General features: G+C 69.8%; 11 protein-coding genes. 5 read left to right on the forward strand and 6 right to left on the reverse strand.

Going from position 1 to position 16,113, the window contains the following annotated elements; all coding sequences use genetic code 11:
• Positions 1-12: 12 nt before the first annotated feature.
• The 6 genes from AB0K28_RS16815 to AB0K28_RS16840 form a co-directional block, all read right to left on the reverse strand.
• A complete protein-coding gene (locus AB0K28_RS16815; protein ID WP_364370390.1) occupies positions 13-2,568 on the reverse strand; it encodes a type IV secretion system DNA-binding domain-containing protein in 2,556 nt (851 codons plus the stop codon).
• Positions 2,565-4,349: an ATP-binding protein gene (locus tag AB0K28_RS16820; RefSeq protein ID WP_364370393.1), complete on the reverse strand. Its 1,785-nt coding sequence runs from the start codon at positions 4,347-4,349 to the stop codon at positions 2,565-2,567. The genes AB0K28_RS16815 and AB0K28_RS16820 overlap by 4 nt, the downstream gene beginning before the upstream one ends.
• An 80-nt stretch (positions 4,350-4,429) precedes the next feature.
• Positions 4,430-5,386: a PrgI family protein gene (locus tag AB0K28_RS16825; protein ID WP_364370396.1), complete on the reverse strand. Its 957-nt coding sequence runs from the start codon at positions 5,384-5,386 to the stop codon at positions 4,430-4,432.
• Complete coding sequence (locus tag AB0K28_RS16830; protein ID WP_364370399.1) at positions 5,383-6,786, reverse strand: hypothetical protein; 1,404 nt, start codon at positions 6,784-6,786, stop codon at positions 5,383-5,385. The genes AB0K28_RS16825 and AB0K28_RS16830 overlap by 4 nt, the downstream gene beginning before the upstream one ends.
• A 380-nt stretch (positions 6,787-7,166) precedes the next feature.
• Positions 7,167-7,595 carry a pilin gene (locus AB0K28_RS16835; RefSeq protein WP_364370402.1) on the reverse strand — a complete coding sequence of 143 codons (429 nt, stop codon included), beginning with the start codon at positions 7,593-7,595 and terminating at the stop codon, positions 7,167-7,169.
• A gap of 304 nt (positions 7,596-7,899) precedes the next feature.
• On the reverse strand, positions 7,900-8,787 hold the full coding sequence (locus tag AB0K28_RS16840; protein WP_364370405.1) for a hypothetical protein: 888 nt from the start codon (positions 8,785-8,787) through the stop codon (positions 7,900-7,902).
• A gap of 1,687 nt (positions 8,788-10,474) precedes the next feature.
• Between AB0K28_RS16840 and AB0K28_RS16845 the strand changes: the two genes are divergently transcribed.
• From AB0K28_RS16845 to AB0K28_RS16865, 5 genes are all read left to right on the forward strand, one after another.
• A complete protein-coding gene (locus AB0K28_RS16845) occupies positions 10,475-11,230 on the forward strand; it encodes a hypothetical protein (RefSeq protein ID WP_364370408.1) in 756 nt (251 codons plus the stop codon).
• Complete coding sequence (locus AB0K28_RS16850) at positions 11,227-12,120, forward strand: DNA methyltransferase (protein WP_364370411.1); 894 nt, start codon at positions 11,227-11,229, stop codon at positions 12,118-12,120. Before AB0K28_RS16845 ends, AB0K28_RS16850 begins: the two co-directional genes overlap by 4 nt.
• A 266-nt stretch (positions 12,121-12,386) precedes the next feature.
• Entirely contained in the window at positions 12,387-12,584 is a 198-nt protein-coding gene (locus AB0K28_RS16855; protein WP_364370414.1) for a helix-turn-helix domain-containing protein, read from the forward strand.
• 929 nt (positions 12,585-13,513) lie between these two features.
• Positions 13,514-14,911, forward strand: a complete 1,398-nt coding sequence (locus AB0K28_RS16860) for a helix-turn-helix transcriptional regulator (protein ID WP_364370417.1) — start codon at positions 13,514-13,516, stop codon at positions 14,909-14,911.
• 19 nt (positions 14,912-14,930) lie between these two features.
• Positions 14,931-15,803, forward strand: coding sequence for an aminoglycoside phosphotransferase family protein (locus AB0K28_RS16865; RefSeq protein WP_364370431.1), 873 nt, complete (start codon positions 14,931-14,933; stop codon positions 15,801-15,803).
• The last annotated feature ends 310 nt before the right edge of the window (positions 15,804-16,113 follow it).

A 16,113-nucleotide genomic window follows, 5' to 3' on the forward strand; every position in this document is an offset into this window, starting at 1 on the left:
ACATGGGGCGGGTCAGGAGCGGTTGGAGGCTGAGGGCGCGCCGGGGTCACCCTCGCGAGGGGCATGGCCGGACGCTCTGCCTGCGGTTGATTCGGGTGCCTGGCCTGCTCGCCGGGCAACCACCGTTCCCGTGAACCGCTGGCGAGATGCCTGGCGGACCGCTTCTGCGCGGCCCTCGACCAGGGCAGGCAGGGGCCGGGTGCGCAGGGTGAAGGCGGAGGTCTGCTGGCCGTTGATGATGAGGCGGGCGGCGGCTTGGTAGGCGCCGAGGTGGGTGAGGTCGTGCGGGCTGATCAGCGGGGCGGTGTGGTGCTTGAGGTCGTTGGCGTCTTTGGGGGAGGCGTTGAAGTAGATCTTGTTGCGGGCGTCGGCTGAGAGTGCTTCGCGCAGGTCGGCGGGGAGCTGGTCGAGGTGCTGGTGGGCCAGTACGAGGGAGAGGCGGTAGCCGCGTGCCTCGGCGAGCACGTCATTGATGTGGCCGGGCAGGTTCAGGAAGTTGTGGCACTCATCGATCACGAGCGAGGCATCCGGCCTGTCCGGCTCGGCCAGGATGGAGCGGCGGGTGGCGGCTTGCCAGGTGTGGGCGAGCAGGATGGAGCCGAACAGCCGGGCGGCGTCGTCGCCCAGGATGCCTTTCGGGAGCCGGGCGAGAACCAGGCCGCCTCGGTCGAGGAGCGGCCCGATGGGCACGGTGGTGTCCGGGCTGGCCAGTGCCTGCCGGACGAACGGGCGGAGCAGGACGGAGCGGAGCTTGTTCATCACCGGCCCGATGACGGTGGCTTGTCCGGCTGGGGTGAGGGCTTCGTAGGAGTCCCAGAACCCGGCCAGCAGCTCATCGCGCAGCTCGGCCGTGGTCCGGGCACGGAACGCCGCATCGGTCAGCAGCCGGGGCACGTCGGCCAGGGTTGCCTTGCGGCCCAGGACGCTGGTCAAGGTCAGGCACGTGGAGCGGAGCAGATCATCCACCCGCGGCCCCCAGGCGGAGGAGAAACAGCGGTGAAAGATGGTGACGACGGAGTCGACCGCGAAGGCCGGATCATGCCCGGCGAGGATGTTGATCGACGGCGGCGGCGCGGGGTCTTGCGGGTCGAACACCACAGTCTTGCCGACCGCTCGCTGCGGGAGCCGGTTGAGGATGTCGGTGACCAGATCACCCTTCGGATCGATGACCAGGGCACCTCGGCCTGCTGCCGCATCAGCCAGGACCATGTTGGCGAGCAGGGTGGATTTGCCGACACCGGTGCCGCCCAGGACGTGCGTGTGGTGGCGTCCGTCGGCCACGGATAGCGCTACGGGGCGCGGTGGGCCGCTGTCGGCGTCGCCCAGGATGCGGGCGGTTCCGCCCGCCGTGGTGCGGGGTACGGCCGGTGACGGCGCTACCGGGCGGGCTCCGGCGCGGGTGATGCCGGGCGCGTCGATGTCCCACGGCAGGTGGGCGAGCGCGGCCAGCTCGGCCACCGACAGCAGATAGCCGGAGTCCAGGCGCCGCGAGCTGACCACCCGGCGGGCGTGCCAGAGGCGGGCTCGGCGCAGGTACTGGTGGCTTCCGGTGTACAGGGCGAAGACGCCGGCCAGGGTGTGCGCATGGCCGCGCAGCCAGCCACGTACCAGAGCAGCAGGCTCCGGGCGGACTGCTGCGGACGTGCCGGAGACGGGTTCGCGGCTGGTGGTGACGGCGTAGCGGACAGCCACGGTGTAGCGCGGCTGGCCCGCCTTGGCCAGGATGGCGCGAACTTGTTCGGCGCGTTCGGGAAAGTCGCGGGCCAGGTCGCTGGGACGGTGGTGGTCGCGGGCATCGGGCAGCGGGAGAACCTCGTCGAAGAAGCGGCCGAGCAGGCGGCGGCTTCCTCCTCCGCGCAGGTGAGCGGCTGCTCGGTAGGCGTGCCGCAGCCGCCTGCCCGTCGTCGGACGGGCCAGCACCTGGACCACGGCGTGCTCGCCCTCGCGCAGTCCGCCCATGGCCTCCAGCAGCGATCGGACGGGGTCGTGATCGTGGTCGGTCTTGAGCGGGAGATGCTCGGGCGCGGCCAGCACCAGCCGACCGCCCGCGACCTCCGCCTCCGCAGGGAGGGGCGAGGTGGCGGGGCTGGTCGTGGTGGTGGCTCCCGGCCAGGCGGCGTGGATGGCCTTCTCCACGATGCCTGGCGGGATGGTGCCGGGCACCCACAGGCGAATCCGGACGCCTGCGTCGCTGCCGCAGTACTCCCACACCAGATGCGGCTGGCCGGCCAAGGTGCGCATCCATGCCGGGCGGAGCAGGCCGATGAGCTGCCGCCACAACACCACGGCGCCTTCGGGGTCACTGCGTGGGGGGCTGGAGATTTCGATCAGGCGGGCTTCAGGGGTCATGTCGGCGTGCTGGAGCCAGCCGAGCAGGTAGCGTACGGCGGCGGCTACGGACCAGATGATGGCGAGGGCCACGGCGAGACGCGGGCCATAGGCGAGGGCGAGTTCGGGCAGGCGGGCAGGCAATTCGGCCAGGAAGTCGAGGGCGGTCTGCACGTCGCGGTCGTCGATGCCGCACAGCAGGCACGGCCCGTTCGGGCTCGGCGTCGGGCTGGTGGTCATAGCGGGTCGCCCTCCTCATCGTCGATCTGGCTGGGGGAGGCGATCGTGCTGTCATCGGCCGGGCCGAATGGCTGCCCGTCGTGCGCCTGGAGCGGTCCGGGTTGATCGTGCTGACCGTGCGGGCCGAGTTCGGCGAGGACCTTCGGATCGGTCGTGACCAGCGCAGTCTCAGCGGGTGAAGCGACAATGGTCAGGGCGGCTCGGCTCGCGGGGCCGGCGACCAGGAGTGCTTCGCCGCGTTCGGCGGTGAGCAGGAACTGGCGTTCGCCGTCGGTCAGGTCGAAGGCGTCCCCGATGGCGTTGATGGCTTGTGGGGCTTGGCGGAGCAGGATCTGGCTGGCGGCGTTGGCCACGATCGCCTGGCCGAGCTCGGAGCCGAGCAGGTCGGCGGCGTCCTGGGTGACGACGGCGAGACCGGCCCAGTGTTTCCTGGCCGCCTTGGCCATCCGGAACAGGAAGCGGGCGCCTTCGGGTTCCTTCATCAGCAGCCAGGCTTCGTCCACGACCACGAGGCGCTTCTTGCGGTCGCGGGGGTTGGCCACCCGCCGCCAGATCGCATCCAGTGCCAGCAGAGTGCCGACGGCTTTCATCTCCTCGGGCAGGTCCCGAAGGCAGAAAACGGTCAGATGCCCGGCCGGGTGGGTGGTGGTGGGGCCATCGAACAGCTCGCGGTAGGAGCCGGTGACGTACGGGGCGAGCTGCGCGGCCAGCTCTGCGCCCGCCTGCCCTCCGGCATCCTTTCTGGTAAGCGCGGTGACCAGATCGGCGAGAAGCGGTGCGGGCCTGCTCCATGTGGTGGGATCGCGGGTGATCCCGGCCGCCGCGTACGTGGCGAGGATGGCCGAGTCCAGCATTGCCCGCGTCTGAGCGGTGAGCTGGGTGCCGCCGAGCATGGTGGCGATAAGGGTCTGCAGGAACATCGACCGCCGGGACAGAACGTCATCGCGGGGGCCGTGGCCAGCGGGCAGGTCGAAGGGGTTCCACCGCACTCCGGCGGCGCCGAGCCGCAAGTGGGTGCCGCCGACCGCGTGGGCGAGGCGGGCGTATTCGTCTTCGGGGTCGACGACGGCGACCTCGACGCCTTGGTAGAGCAGGCGCAGGACTTCGAGTTTGGTGAAGAAGCTCTTGCCCGCGCCGGATCGTGCGAGGACGACGGAGTTGTGGTTGTCCTGGGCGAACCGGTCCCACACGACAACGCCGGTGCTGGTGGCGCTCAGCCCGTACAACACTCCGCTGCCACCGGTGTCCGTGGGGAGGTCGGGTGAGGTGAAGGGGAAGGCCGCGGCCAGCGCGGTGGTGTCGAACGTTCGCGTGGCGTTGAGGGAGTCGACGCCCAAGGGCAGTGTCGTCGTCCAGCCCTGCAAGGCGCGAAACGTTGCCGGTTGCGCATCCAGCAGCAGCGACGAGGCCAGCGCCCGGACCCGCTCCACCTCGGCGGCCAGTTCCGGCTCCGAAGGAGCGGTGACGGTGAGGTAGAGGCCGACCTTGAACAGTCGGCCGTGGCCTCGGGCGAGACTGTCGGCCAGGTGGGTGGCGTCGTCGGCGGCGGCTTCGGCGGTGAAATCTTGCAGGCGGCCGTGGGCGGCGTTGGAGCGGCTGGTCGATTCCAGGCGGGCAAGCTGGCGGCGCAGCCGCATCGCGGCGACCTGCTGCGGGATCGGTTCGATGTGCAGGGACACATCCAGGTGGCCGGGGTAGGTCAGCAAGGGTTCCAGCCATCCCGCGCCGACCTCGCGCGGGTAGCCGGTGATGGCGAACGACGCGCAGGCGGCGCTGGGCAAGGTCAGGGTTCTGACGCCGACGTACGCCGACCCCGGATGGGCGAGGGCGCTGGGCTGGTGGTCGCGGCGGCGGTGTAGCTTCACGGCGTGCTCCCCGTGGTTGAGGTGATCAGCTCGTCGGGCAGGGCCTGACCGGCGGGGTGCCGGCCACCGGGGTCGAGGCATTCGGCCAGCGCTTGGCTGGCCGCATCGGCGTCGAGCACCCGGGCGGCGACACCGAGCGCGGCCAGGTTGCGCTCGGCTTCGGCGGCGTGCCGCAGGACGACGGCGGCGCAGGCGTCCCGGCGTACCGAGCGGCGTCCCTGGTTGCCGACCGGGTGGTCACGCAGCACGACGAGCACCTGCCGGGACAGCAGCTCGCTGGAGCTGTTCAGCTCGGCCAGAAAGCCGGCGTGCTCGCGGGCGGCGTTGGCCAGCGCGGGGTGCGGCAGATCCTGCGCTTGCTGCTCGACGGTTTCGACCAGGTTGGACAGGTCGGCGGGGCGGGCGCGGGCGAGGATCTGCACGGGCGCTTCGAGGGAGTTCAGCCACCGGCCGAACGCCCCTACCAGGGCTGTCTGCTCGCCGGTGGTGCGAAGGTGGAAGGACAGGGTGCTGGTCTCGACGAGGACGGCCACGCCGCCGTCGGCGAGCTCGAGCGCGCCGTCGGTGCGGATCGCCCGCACCGGCAGGCGTAGCGGCGCGGGCAGCTTGCCGCGCAACCGGCACCACCGAGGCGGTCCGAGAACCCCTTCGGGTGCGGCCACCAGTCGTTTGCGGGCGCGGGTGTGGAGCAGGGCGGCCAGGGCGAAGCGGTCCAGGGTGAGCCCGTCACGGCGGCCGAGCGCGATGGCCAGGCCGAGCGCCATCAAGGGAAGGACGATGGCGGCGAGGATGACGATGGGCAGCACCTGGTGGAACAGGTAGTAGATGGCGGCGGCGATGCCGCCGGTCAGGGCGACGATGAGGATCTGGCGGAAGGTCAGCCCGTAGGCGATCTTGTCGGGGCGGTTGAGGTCGGCGGGAATGTTCGTGATCAACGGTTCGGGTTCGTTCACTGGCCGTCCCTTCGGCGCGTGCGGCGGGGCGGCGGATCAAGGTGGAGCAGCAGTTGCCGGGGCCGAGGCGGCCGGGTGGGCATGCCGGGCAGCATCGGCTGAGTCCAGGGCGGTTTCGGCCGGATCCACGGGCCGCTCGGCGCGGATGCAGCGGGCAGCGTGGGCGGGCGGGGCACGCGGGTGACCGGAAACGGCAAGGCGAGCTGGCGTCCCCGCGCGGGGGACGAGCCTGTCCGCCGCGCGCCTGAGCCCGTCGTCGTGGGCGGGAGGTTGAGCGGCAATTGAAGCTGCTGGTGGCTGCGTAGTCCGGTCTGGTTGGATGTGTTCACCAGCGATGTTCCTCCTGCAGTGGTGGGTGAGCCCGTCGGCTGTGCGCCCGGTGGTCCGCCACGCGGCCGGGGCCCTCGAGGGCCGCGCCGTCCACTGGCTGTGGTGGTGCCGGGTGGGCGGCCGGGTCGGTGCGAGGTCTTGGCCTTGGCAGTGGTGCGGGCGGCCCGGCCGTTCCTGGACAGCGCGGTTCTGGCGACGCTGAGGGTCTTGTAGACGACCAGCGCCTTGACCAGGCGGGTCAGCAGCTGGGGCTGGGCGGGCTGCCAGACGGAGCGGGCCACCCAACCGGGGATCTTGATCAGGATGAACAGCAGACCGATCAGCACCAGGGTGTCGATTGCCCGCATGACGATCGGCTTCACCGCCGCAAGGACCGGCTGGTCAGGGCCGGTGGTGAAGGCGTCGGTGGCGTCGGTGAAGTACACCTTGAACGCCAGAATCAGCACCAGCGCCTGCAGCACCTGCATGACCAGGACACCGGTGAAGGCGCGCCACCACAACCGGGCGATGTGCTCGGTCTGCGGCAGGGCATGGCACAGCAGCGCCAGCGGCGCCGCGATCATCAGGAACAGCAGCAGCGCGATCCGCACGACCGCGATGAAGGCCAGGATGAGGCCCATCACCACCGCGATCGCGACCATCCAGATGAAGAACATCTGCGGCGCCGCCAGCTGTCCGACCGGGTTGGCCAGCTTGTTGGCGATCAGGTCGCCCGCCCGGCCCACGTCGACGCCCTCGCCGAGCAGCGCGGCGACCAGGCCGTTGGCCAGCTCGATGGCGTGCTGGCAGAGAGTGAGCGAGAAGTTGAGCGTGATGGCGGCGACCAGCACGCGGGCTGCGACCTCGGCGGCGGTGGTGGAGGTCTGCACGCTCCCGTACGCCATCACGATGACTCCGCCGACCAGGACAAACAGCGCCAGCAGTGCGTTGGCCACCACCCGCACGTGCGCGGACAGCTCCTGCACCCGCTGGACCATGTCCGGCGGCGGCGCGGACAACAGCAGCGTGCCCATGGTCTGGAAGGCGGGCTGGATCGCCTCGGTGACGATCGAGCCGAACCAACCGTTCAACGCCCGATTGATCTTGCAGCCGAAGTCCAGCCACCCACACTCCTCAACCCCGCCGTCTAGCCGCGGTGTCGGCTCGGTGGCGGGTAGCTGCTCCGGTGCCGGAGTGATGGGTCCGGTGCTCGGGTGCGGGTGCGGTGGTGGTGTGAGCATCGGCCCCGTCGGCGTGGACGGAGTCAATGCCGGTGCGGGTATGGCGGGCGGCGTGGGCTGCGGGTTCGACGTTGGCGAGGGTGTTGACGGCGGGTCCGGTTCGGCGGCGGCGTGGGTGGCGGTGACGGTGAGCGTGACGGCGATGATGGCGAGGAGCTGCGCCAGCCGGCGCTGGAGGGCCGGGAGTGTGTTCGCCGTGGGTCGGCGACGTGGCGGGTGGCGGGTCACGGTCAGGAACCCACGATGCCCTTGAGGACGCTGACCAGCAGCGGCGCCAGGACCGCGATGCCGTAGCCGAGCGCGGCGTAGCGCAAGGTCTTCTTGGCCGCCTCGACCTCGCCGGGGTCGCCGCCCGCCAGGATGTAGCGGACCCCGCCGACGGTCAGGAACAGGGTGGCCAGGGCGACCAGCAGGCCGACGATGACGTTGCGCAGGTTGTCGATCACCGCATTCAGCGAGGCCGGGGCGGCCAGAACCTCACCCGTGACGGGAGCAGTGATGGGGGCGGGCACGGAGCCTGCGGCGGTGACGGCGTGGGCGAGGGCGTATTCGAGCAGGGTGCCCAGGACGATGCCGCCGAGGATGGTCACGGCGATGAGCGCGATCTTGACGCTGTGGGCTTGGGCCGATGCGGTGGTGCGGCGCTGGCGGGATGTCATGTGCTGCCTCCCAGAGAGAGCGGCGGGTGCGGGTCGGATGACGGCGGGTGGTGAGGGCGGCGCGGAGGCGCCGGGCCCGGTCGCGGGACCAGGTGGGCGTCCTCCTTCAGCGAGCGGAGCTGGTGGGCTGGGCCGGGTGACAGGGACCGGTGACCAGGTACAGGTCTCGCTGCCGGGCCCGGGCGCCCTCCGCGCTGCCTTCACCGGGTAAAAGACCTGGGTGAAAGGCCGAGTTAGGACATGAGGGCCAGCGGATTTTGTGAACCCTTTGCTGGCCGCTCCCGGCTGGCGCCGGTTGCGATCGCTACAGGTCGCCGCGTTGGAGTGCCTGGTGGAGGGCGGTTTCGGCGCGCTGTCGGCGCTTGATGGCCGTGCAGTAGAGCAGGCCGCGGCGGCGGCAGTAGGCGCTGAGCGGGATGCCCTCCAGCCGGGTGTAGACGATCAGCTCCGCCTCCGCCTCGGTGATGATCCCTTGAGCGACGGCCTGATCGAGAAGCTGATCAGGGTGACCGGCCGGGTAGGCCAGCGTCTGCATACCGCTGTCGGCCCGGTCGGTGAGGTCAGGGTCGGCCAGCAGGCTGGGCTGGCCGGCGGCGTGGGCGCGCAGAACGGCGAGGTGGGTCAGCCGCGAGAGCCGCAGCAGCGGGTGTGACCAGGCCAGGTTCACTTCGTAGAGGGCTTCCAGATAGGCCATCAGTACCTCGGCTTCCAGGTCTTCACGGTCGAGCTGCTCAGCCGGGGTCTTGTCGGCGAGGGCTGTGACGAGGCGGCGCAGCATTGGGATCGCCAGGGCAACGGCGGCGACCATCCACGCCTTGCGGAGTGTGCGTGCCTGGTTGATGAGGTGCCGCCACACGTGGTCCCGGGTGGTACGGGAGCAAGAGGGGTGCAGCAGCACCTCTTTCAGTTCGTTGAGCGGGATCGTCCGGGCCGGAAGCCCGTGTCCGAGCCGCTCGCCATCGACCGATAGCGGGGTTGGGCCGTGCATGAGCAGGCCGAAGGCGTGCTCGGCCATATCCAGCGGCAGCGACCCGCTCGGTCTCGGGCACTCGTCGAGGCCGATGCCGGGCAGCGCGGCCGGGGCGGGGCGGGTCGTGCGTGCCCGTCCGAGGACGGCGTGGTGGGCGGCTGGGCCGTTCATGGTCGGGTTGGTGGAGATGTCCGTGGAGAGCTGGACCGAACGGTGGGACATGGCGACGCTCCCGAAGAGGCGTGATTGGTTGGGATGTGGCCATGTCGCCAAAGAGCCCGGACAGGAACCGGGCAGGAAATGATCAGACATCGGGCACGGCAAAGATCGCACTATTTTCGGATCACGCTCCGGAACCATGGATGACCTGCGGAAACACCGGAGAGCGGGGGAGTGTGCCGGTTGGAAGCAGGAGAGCGTGCTTCGCGACGCGGGGCCCCGGAAAGCCGCTTTGACGTGCGATAACGAGATGCGGTCGAGAATCTCGGGTCAAGCTTGCGTCAAAGCGCTGGATCGGGCCCCGGACATGTGGCGGGTCCTGGACCGCTGCTGCGTGGCTTCGCCTTCCGCACGGTCGTTCACAGGGTTTCGCCCGGGTTGCCTGGGCATGTGGGGGAGGCGCTCTGGTGCGGCGCATGCCCTGGGCCTGGACTCTGGCGATGAGGGAGCCGAAATGGTGTCGGCTGATCGGCGGGAGGTCAGCTCCCGCACCTCCTGGGGGCGGGTCGCGGTCATCGATGATGAACGGCGTTCCATCGTCGGCGGTATGGGCCCGGACCTCCAGCCGAGCCGGCGTCCCGCCGCCCGCCCAGAGGCTGGACACGGGTCGGCTTGTCCACTCTGTGACCGTGGCGTGGGGCGGGATGAGCTGGTCGTGGGAGCGCGGTACTTCGGCTTGAGGCCGGCGGGCATCATCGTCTTGAGCTGATCGACGAGCTTGGCCAAGGCGGCGTTCGGCCAGTTCATCCTTGCGGTTCGGCGCGTAGCGCGTCTCCTGTGCACGGGCCTTGGTGCTCGTCTTCTCGTCGCAGGTTGTACTCGCCAAGGGCGTGTGGTGGGTGCTTCCGGTGGAGCTGGTGACGAACCTTGCCCGGAACCTGCACGAAAACGCTGTGACCTGCGAAAACGTGCTTCAAGAAGACGTTCTCCAGCCCTGATGACGTGGAAGTATGGGCACTCGCGCGCCGGCTCGCGTGCCTCAGTACGGCCGAACCTTCCCCGGGCATCCGCCCGCGAGGCGGACCATGACCATGAGCTACGTGGCGGTCAGGTAGGCCACGACCACGGTGGCCGCATTGATCGTGGTGTGGGTGGCGATCGCCGGTACCGTCCACTACCCGCTCCCGGGTGCGCTCGACGGAATGACGGGAGCCCCACAAGGCGTGCGGCAGTTCGTCCCTGCTACGAAAACACTGCTGCACGAGGCAGATGATCGCGTCCGCTGTGACCGCGATCAACATCCACAGAAGGGTCATGGCGTACCGAAGCGCGAGGACCGCGGCCAAGACGGCGCGGGCCCGACTGAGCAGGGGCAGCGCGGTGCGGGGTCTTGCCGAACCTTTGCTGGATCTCTTGTCCTAACTCGGGTCTTGCGGCAGGTATTTGGAACAGTGACAGGGATCGGTGGCCTGGTACTCCGGGCCACACCCACATGACCAAACCCACGACGACTACCTCGACCACGTCCACATCCACCAGTTCTTCGACCGCTACCGGGCCTGTCACGGCCAGTTCCTTGTCAACCGCGCCCGAACCGGTCGCCCGGCCTCGTGAGCGTGGCGTACAGCTGGTTCGCGATGTTCACGATGCTGCTCCGGGGCATCTGCCGCTGTCGGTGTGGCTGGCGGCAGCCGACACCGAGTCCATCGCGATCTGTCCGGCCGGGTGTTGCCATCCGGTCAGTTGCCAGTTGGCTCGTCACCTCCTCGCGGCGTGCGCGCGGTTGGGCGAGACGGTGCTTCACCTCGGCGCGACCGACCATCAGCTCGTCTCGGCCGCGCTGACGGCGGGTTGCCTGCCGGTGGCCGTCTTCACCGACGCAGCCCGCATGGGCGTGTCGTGGGCGTGCCTGGCTCGTACACATCCCGACTACGACCTGGAGGTCACCGACCTGCGGGTCACCGATCCTGGCGATGACTCCTCGGTGCTGGCCGATCTCGCGGACGAAGTGGGCTTGGTCGTGGCCGAGCAGACCTGCCGGCAGCCCCGGGGGCAGTCGTCCGCCGACCGGCCGGACTCCTCGGCCGGCGCCGAAGTCTTCGACGTCGCGTGCGCGGCGGCGCTGGTCAAGCCGGGCGGGTATCTGGCGGTGGTCACCGGCCTGCACCGCGAAGGCGGGGTGGCCGACCCGGTACCGGAGATCATCGCCCGCGCCCGCGAAGCGGGGCTGGTGTATCTGCAGCACATCGTCGCCTTGCGGCATCCCGTACGCGGCCAGCGGATCGATGCGGATCTGTCCCGCCGTGCCCTGGCCGCGATCGGAGAGCTGCCGGAGTACGCCGGGTTGCCTGCGACTGCACGGACGCACGCGGACGTGCTGCTGTTCTCCCGGCCAAGGAGGCTCACAGAGCCTTTGCACCCGGCAAGGCCGTCCGTCTGCGACGTCAGAGAGCCCGGTGCCACCGAGTCCACCGAGTCCACCGAGCAGGACGGGGGCGAGCGTTGACGGACCAGGTCACGACGTCGGTGTGGGCGACCGGGCAGCAGCCATCGCGCGTTCAACGCAAGGGCCGGTACGTACCGGAGTCGATGCGGCATCCGGGCAAGATGCTGCCCTCGATCGCCGCTCGGGTGATCGAGACCTTCACCGAGCCGGGCGAGCTGGTGGTCGATCCGATGTGCGGGATCGGCACCACGCTCGTCGAGGCCGCGCATCTCGGCAGGCACGCCGCGGGCGTGGAGTACGAGGAGAAGTGGGCGCGCCTGGCGGTCGCCAACCTCGCTTACGCCAAGAAGAACGGGGCGCCCGGGTTCGGGCGGGTGATGGCCGGGGACTCCCGGCACATCGCCCGGCTGCTGCCGGACCTGGTCGGGCGGGCAGCGCTGGTGCTGACCTCGCCGCCGTACGGGGCGGCCACGCACGGGCACATCCGCTCCACCCGCGATACCGGCGAGCCGGGCGTACGCAAGTGGAACCAGCGCTACTCGCGTGACCGCGACAACCTCGCCCACCAGCGGCTGCCGCACCTGCTGGAGGGGTTCGGCCGCATCCTGGCCGGCTGTGTCGAGCTGTTGCGGCCGGGCGGCGTCGCGGCGATCACGGTTCGGCCCTACCGGGTACGCGGCGAGCTGATCGATCTGCCCGGCCACGTCCACTACCTGGCGGAGAAGGCCGGGCTGGTGTTCGTGGATCGGATCGTCTGCCTGCTGTGCGGGCTCGGCGACGGCCGGCTGCTAAACCGTGCGTCGTTCTTCCAGCTCCACGAGGCGCGCAAGGCGTGGGCGCGAGGTACGCCGATTCACGCCGTGGCACATGAGGATTTGCTCGTGCTTCGCCGCGTTGAGACACCAGTCGGATCCGGCTCAGATCTTCGAGCTGAGCGCGAGCAGCAGTAGCGGAGCCTTTGCGAGGCGCCTGGTCCGAGTCCGGGTCGGGCGCGAGGCCCGGGGTGACCGAGCGCGAGGCCGTGGCCGCCCGTCCATGAACGGCGGTCACCCCGCGCGGCCGGGCCAGCCGGAGCCGGAGTGGCGGCGGCGTAGCAGCCACTACAGCCCACCACGAGCGCGGGCCCCACACCCCGCATGCCCTGTTCATCAACGTCACGAGGTGATGCATGACCAGCACAACCCCAACCGGCCAACCGACGCAGAAGGTGTCTGAAGTGATCAGCCTGCTTGCGGCGGCGCGGCTGCTCGGAATTGGCCGGACCACGGCCTATCGGCTGGCCAAGAGCGGCATGTTCCCGTGTCCGGTGCTGCGCATCGGCGGCCGGTACGCGGTCCCGCGACGCGGCCTGCGGGCGCTGCTGGGCTACGCCGACCAGCACGACGGCGAGCCTCACGACCTCTTGGAAGGATGATGCCGGGTGGCATCCGGTTCCACGAAAGCCTCTCGCGAGTGAAGGTTCTGCGAGACCACCCTGGTGAGGGTCCTCGCCCGCTTACAACCAGATGTCCAACACGGAGCTGTTCTCCTCGCAGGTTTCGGCGTGCTGGGTGAGCAGCTGATCCCAGATCGCCCGAGCCTGGGCGTGTCGGCCTCGTGCGGTCTCTTCGAGATCGCCGAGGCAGGTGCGTCGCAGGATCACGTATTGTCCGCCTTGGCATCCGAACTGGTAGGCGTCGCAGCAGCAGATGCCTCTGATCCGAGGCAGATCGCTGGCGGACCCTTGATACGGCTGCCACTTGATCACGCTGACTCGCCCCGAACGACAGGAGGATGCAGGGCAGGGCCAGACTTGATCGCGGAAGGGCTGAGAAAAGACGGTGAGCTGTGAGTGTTGAGCACTCCTCGAGAGGAAGCTGGCCAGGGCAGGCGGACGCCACCTACGCGCGTCGCAGCGGCTAGGCGTCTGCATCCACGTCGTCGGTGGAGCCGATGGCGGGGAAGGTCACGCCACCGGCTCTCCCCGACCTGGCCAGCCTTCGGCGGCATACAGCGCTCCTTACTACCCGTGTCCCGTTCGAGCGCCCATCCCGCCTGCTTCGGAACCTCTTCCACGAGCGGGAAATCCTCGCCCGGCCGGGTTGCGGCAGGAACGGCCGGACGAGGATTCCCGTTGGTCACAGCGCGGGGCGTGGCGACCACGTGAGGTCACGCACTGTGACGTCGTCCATGCAATCCGGCAGTGGGGCATGTTGTGAACGGCGTGGTGTGGGCGTTTGACGCAACCGGCGCCGCGAAGCGTGGGCGGCTGGTCGTTTACTGGTCGTTTCGGCCCCGGACTGGAGTCATGGGTGTCGGCGATACACACTGTGTGGTCCCCTAGACGGTGAGGGAGCGTGGCACGTGGTGAACCAGCCCGAACGGCAACCTGGCAACGGCCGCCCAGGCCTGGTTCGCGCCCGTGAACGCAGGGGCCTCACCCAAGAGGAGGCCGCCGAACTGGTCGGTGTGTCGGTGACCACCTGGTCTCGCTGGGAACGCGCCGAGCAGAGCATGCGCCCCGCCTACCGGATGCGCATCGCTCGGGCGTGGCAGGTCCCGGTGGAGGAAGTGGAACGCTGGCTGGTCACTGATCAGCCCCGCCCCGATGCCACGCCGGAGCCGGAACCGGACGCGGACATCGGTGCGGCGGGGTGGTGCGCGGAATCGGCGGCCCGGTTGTGGAGGTGGGAGATCGACACGTCACGACGACACCTGCTGGCCGCACTGCCGTTCACCCCAGCAGCGCTGGGAGAGTGGCTGTTGGCCTGGAGCTTCGACCCGCCGGCTCCCGTCAGCCTGAGCTCGGGGACGGCACGGGTCGGGATGGCCGATGTTCAGGCCATCCACGAGGCGCTCCAGGCCTTCACCCGCATGGACCACCAGTTCGGAGCCGGACTCGTCCGACCGGCGGTCACCGACTTTCTCGCGTCCAAGGTGGCGCCGCTGCTGCACGGCAGCGCCGCCGACGACGTCCGCGCGCAGCTGTTCACGGCGGCCTCGCAGATGACCCGCCTGGCCGGCTGGATGGCCTTCGACCTGGCCCGGCACGGCCTGGCTCAGCAGCACCTCGGCCAGGCGTTGAAGCTGGCCAAACAGGCCGGGGACGGGCTGACCGGCGCGTGGGCACTGGCCACCCTCGCGCAGCAGGCGTGTGATCTCGGCCAGCGACGCTGGGCCATCCGCCTGGCGAGCGCCGCCGTGGACGCAGCGACCAAGTCGGGCGCGCCCTCCCGGGTCCGAGCCGAGCTGCTGATCCGCCAGGCCCGCGCGCTCGCGGTCACCGGGAGCCAGTCTCTCGACTCGAGCGAGCAGCACGAGGCCTACACCGTGCGAGAGGTATCCAAGCTGCTGGCGCAGGCGGAGACCGCGTTCGCCCGCGACGCTGATGGACACGATCTCGCCTGGAGCGCGACCTTCCACGAAGCGGAGATGGCGGCGGAGATCGGCTACTGCTGGCAACTCGCTGGCCAGCACCGGCGCGCGGCCGCCTGCGCCGAAATGGCGCTCAAGGGATTCGGGGCGGACTTCCCGCGCTCCACGCAGTTCAACCAACTCCACGCCGCCCGCTCCTACCTGGAACTGGGAGAGCTGGATCGCGCCCTGACCTATGCACGACAGGCCGTTCCCGCCACCGGCACCCTCGCTTCAGCACGCGCCCGGGCTTTGATGGACGACTTCTCCCAGCGGCTCAGGCCCTATCGGACCTACGCCGGGGTACGGGAGTTCGAGGACTACCGGCGCAGCCGACTGAGCAGCTGAACGGGGCACGCGTGTGGTGATGCCGCCCCTTGACGCTGCCAGCGCGCGGCTCGGCTTGAACGCCGATGGCGCACACCTGCTACACCTGCGCGCCAACGCCGTCTACCACCTGCCGGAAGCGAACGCTGTCGTGCGCCTGCGACACGCCCCGGGAAACCGTGCGGCCCTGGAACGGCTACGCAGCGCCATCCTGACCACCCGCTGGCTGGCGGACCAGGACTTTCCCGCCATCCGACCCCTGCCCCTGGACCAGCCCATCACCGTCAACGGCTGGATCGTGACCGCATGGCACTACGTCACCGACCTCGCCGTATCCCCAGCGGTACCGCACCCGTCAGACGTGGCCGGGCTGTTGCGCAGCCTGCACACCACCCGCCCACCCACCCGAATCCCAGCCTTTGATCCGCTCGGTACCCTGCGCGCTGACCTCGGTCGGCACGCGGGCGCGCTGACCGACGAGCACCGCTTGTGGCTCCTGCACCGCTGCATCGAGATCGAACAGGCCTACCGCCACCTGGACCCGCCCCTCGGCCAGGGCCTCCTGCACGGCGACGCCCACACCGGCAACCTCTTCCGCGACCACGACCACTGGGTCTTCGGAGACTGGGACTCCATCGCCTACGGGCCGTTGCTGTCCGACCTCATCCCCGCCATCATGCAGCACCACCGCTTCGGCCACCCACGAAGAGACTGGATCACCTTCTGCCAGCACTACGGCGTGGACCCCGATCTCGAACATCACCCCACGGCCCTCACCCTGCGCCAGGCCCGCGAACTACGCTCCCTGGCCGCCTACCTGCGCGCCGCGGAACGTCCTGACGTGCGCGCCGAACTCCAGCGCCGCCTCGTGAGCCTCATCGAGGGACGCTCGATCACCTGGCGGCCCGTATGACCTGCGGCACAGCACACGCTCCAGGCTCCGGTCACGCGTGTCAACGGCGGGCCGACACTGCCATCACGATGCCCAATATCTCGCGCAACCAACAGCGGCGATGCCCCGGAATGCCGCCCCACACCGTTCATGGATTCCGGAGTTGTCGAGGCATCTCGTGATTGACCGCCACAGGCTACCGGCGTCGTTCAGCCCGGGGAAGGCCTATCCCAAGAAGGAGGTTGTCACTTCAGGTGTGTAAAGATCGTTTCTGATGGCCTGAGGTCGGTCTTTACCTGATGCGGCCTGGATAGGCGATGTCGAGTTCGAT

The organism is Nonomuraea sp. NPDC049504, assembly GCF_040676845.1.
Classification (GTDB): Bacteria; Actinomycetota; Actinomycetes; order Streptosporangiales; family Streptosporangiaceae; genus Nonomuraea; species Nonomuraea salmonea.

Coding starts and splice junctions, on each gene's coding strand:
- AB0K28_RS16815 (WP_364370390.1), bottom strand. CDS start 2,568: ATGACCACCAGCCCGACGCCGAGCCCGAACGGGCCGTGCCTGCTGTGC.
- AB0K28_RS16865 (WP_364370431.1), top strand. CDS start 14,931: ATGCCGCCCCTTGACGCTGCCAGCGCGCGGCTCGGCTTGAACGCCGAT.
- AB0K28_RS16835 (WP_364370402.1), bottom strand. CDS start 7,595: ATGACATCCCGCCAGCGCCGCACCACCGCATCGGCCCAAGCCCACAGC.
- AB0K28_RS16840 (WP_364370405.1), bottom strand. CDS start 8,787: ATGTCCCACCGTTCGGTCCAGCTCTCCACGGACATCTCCACCAACCCG.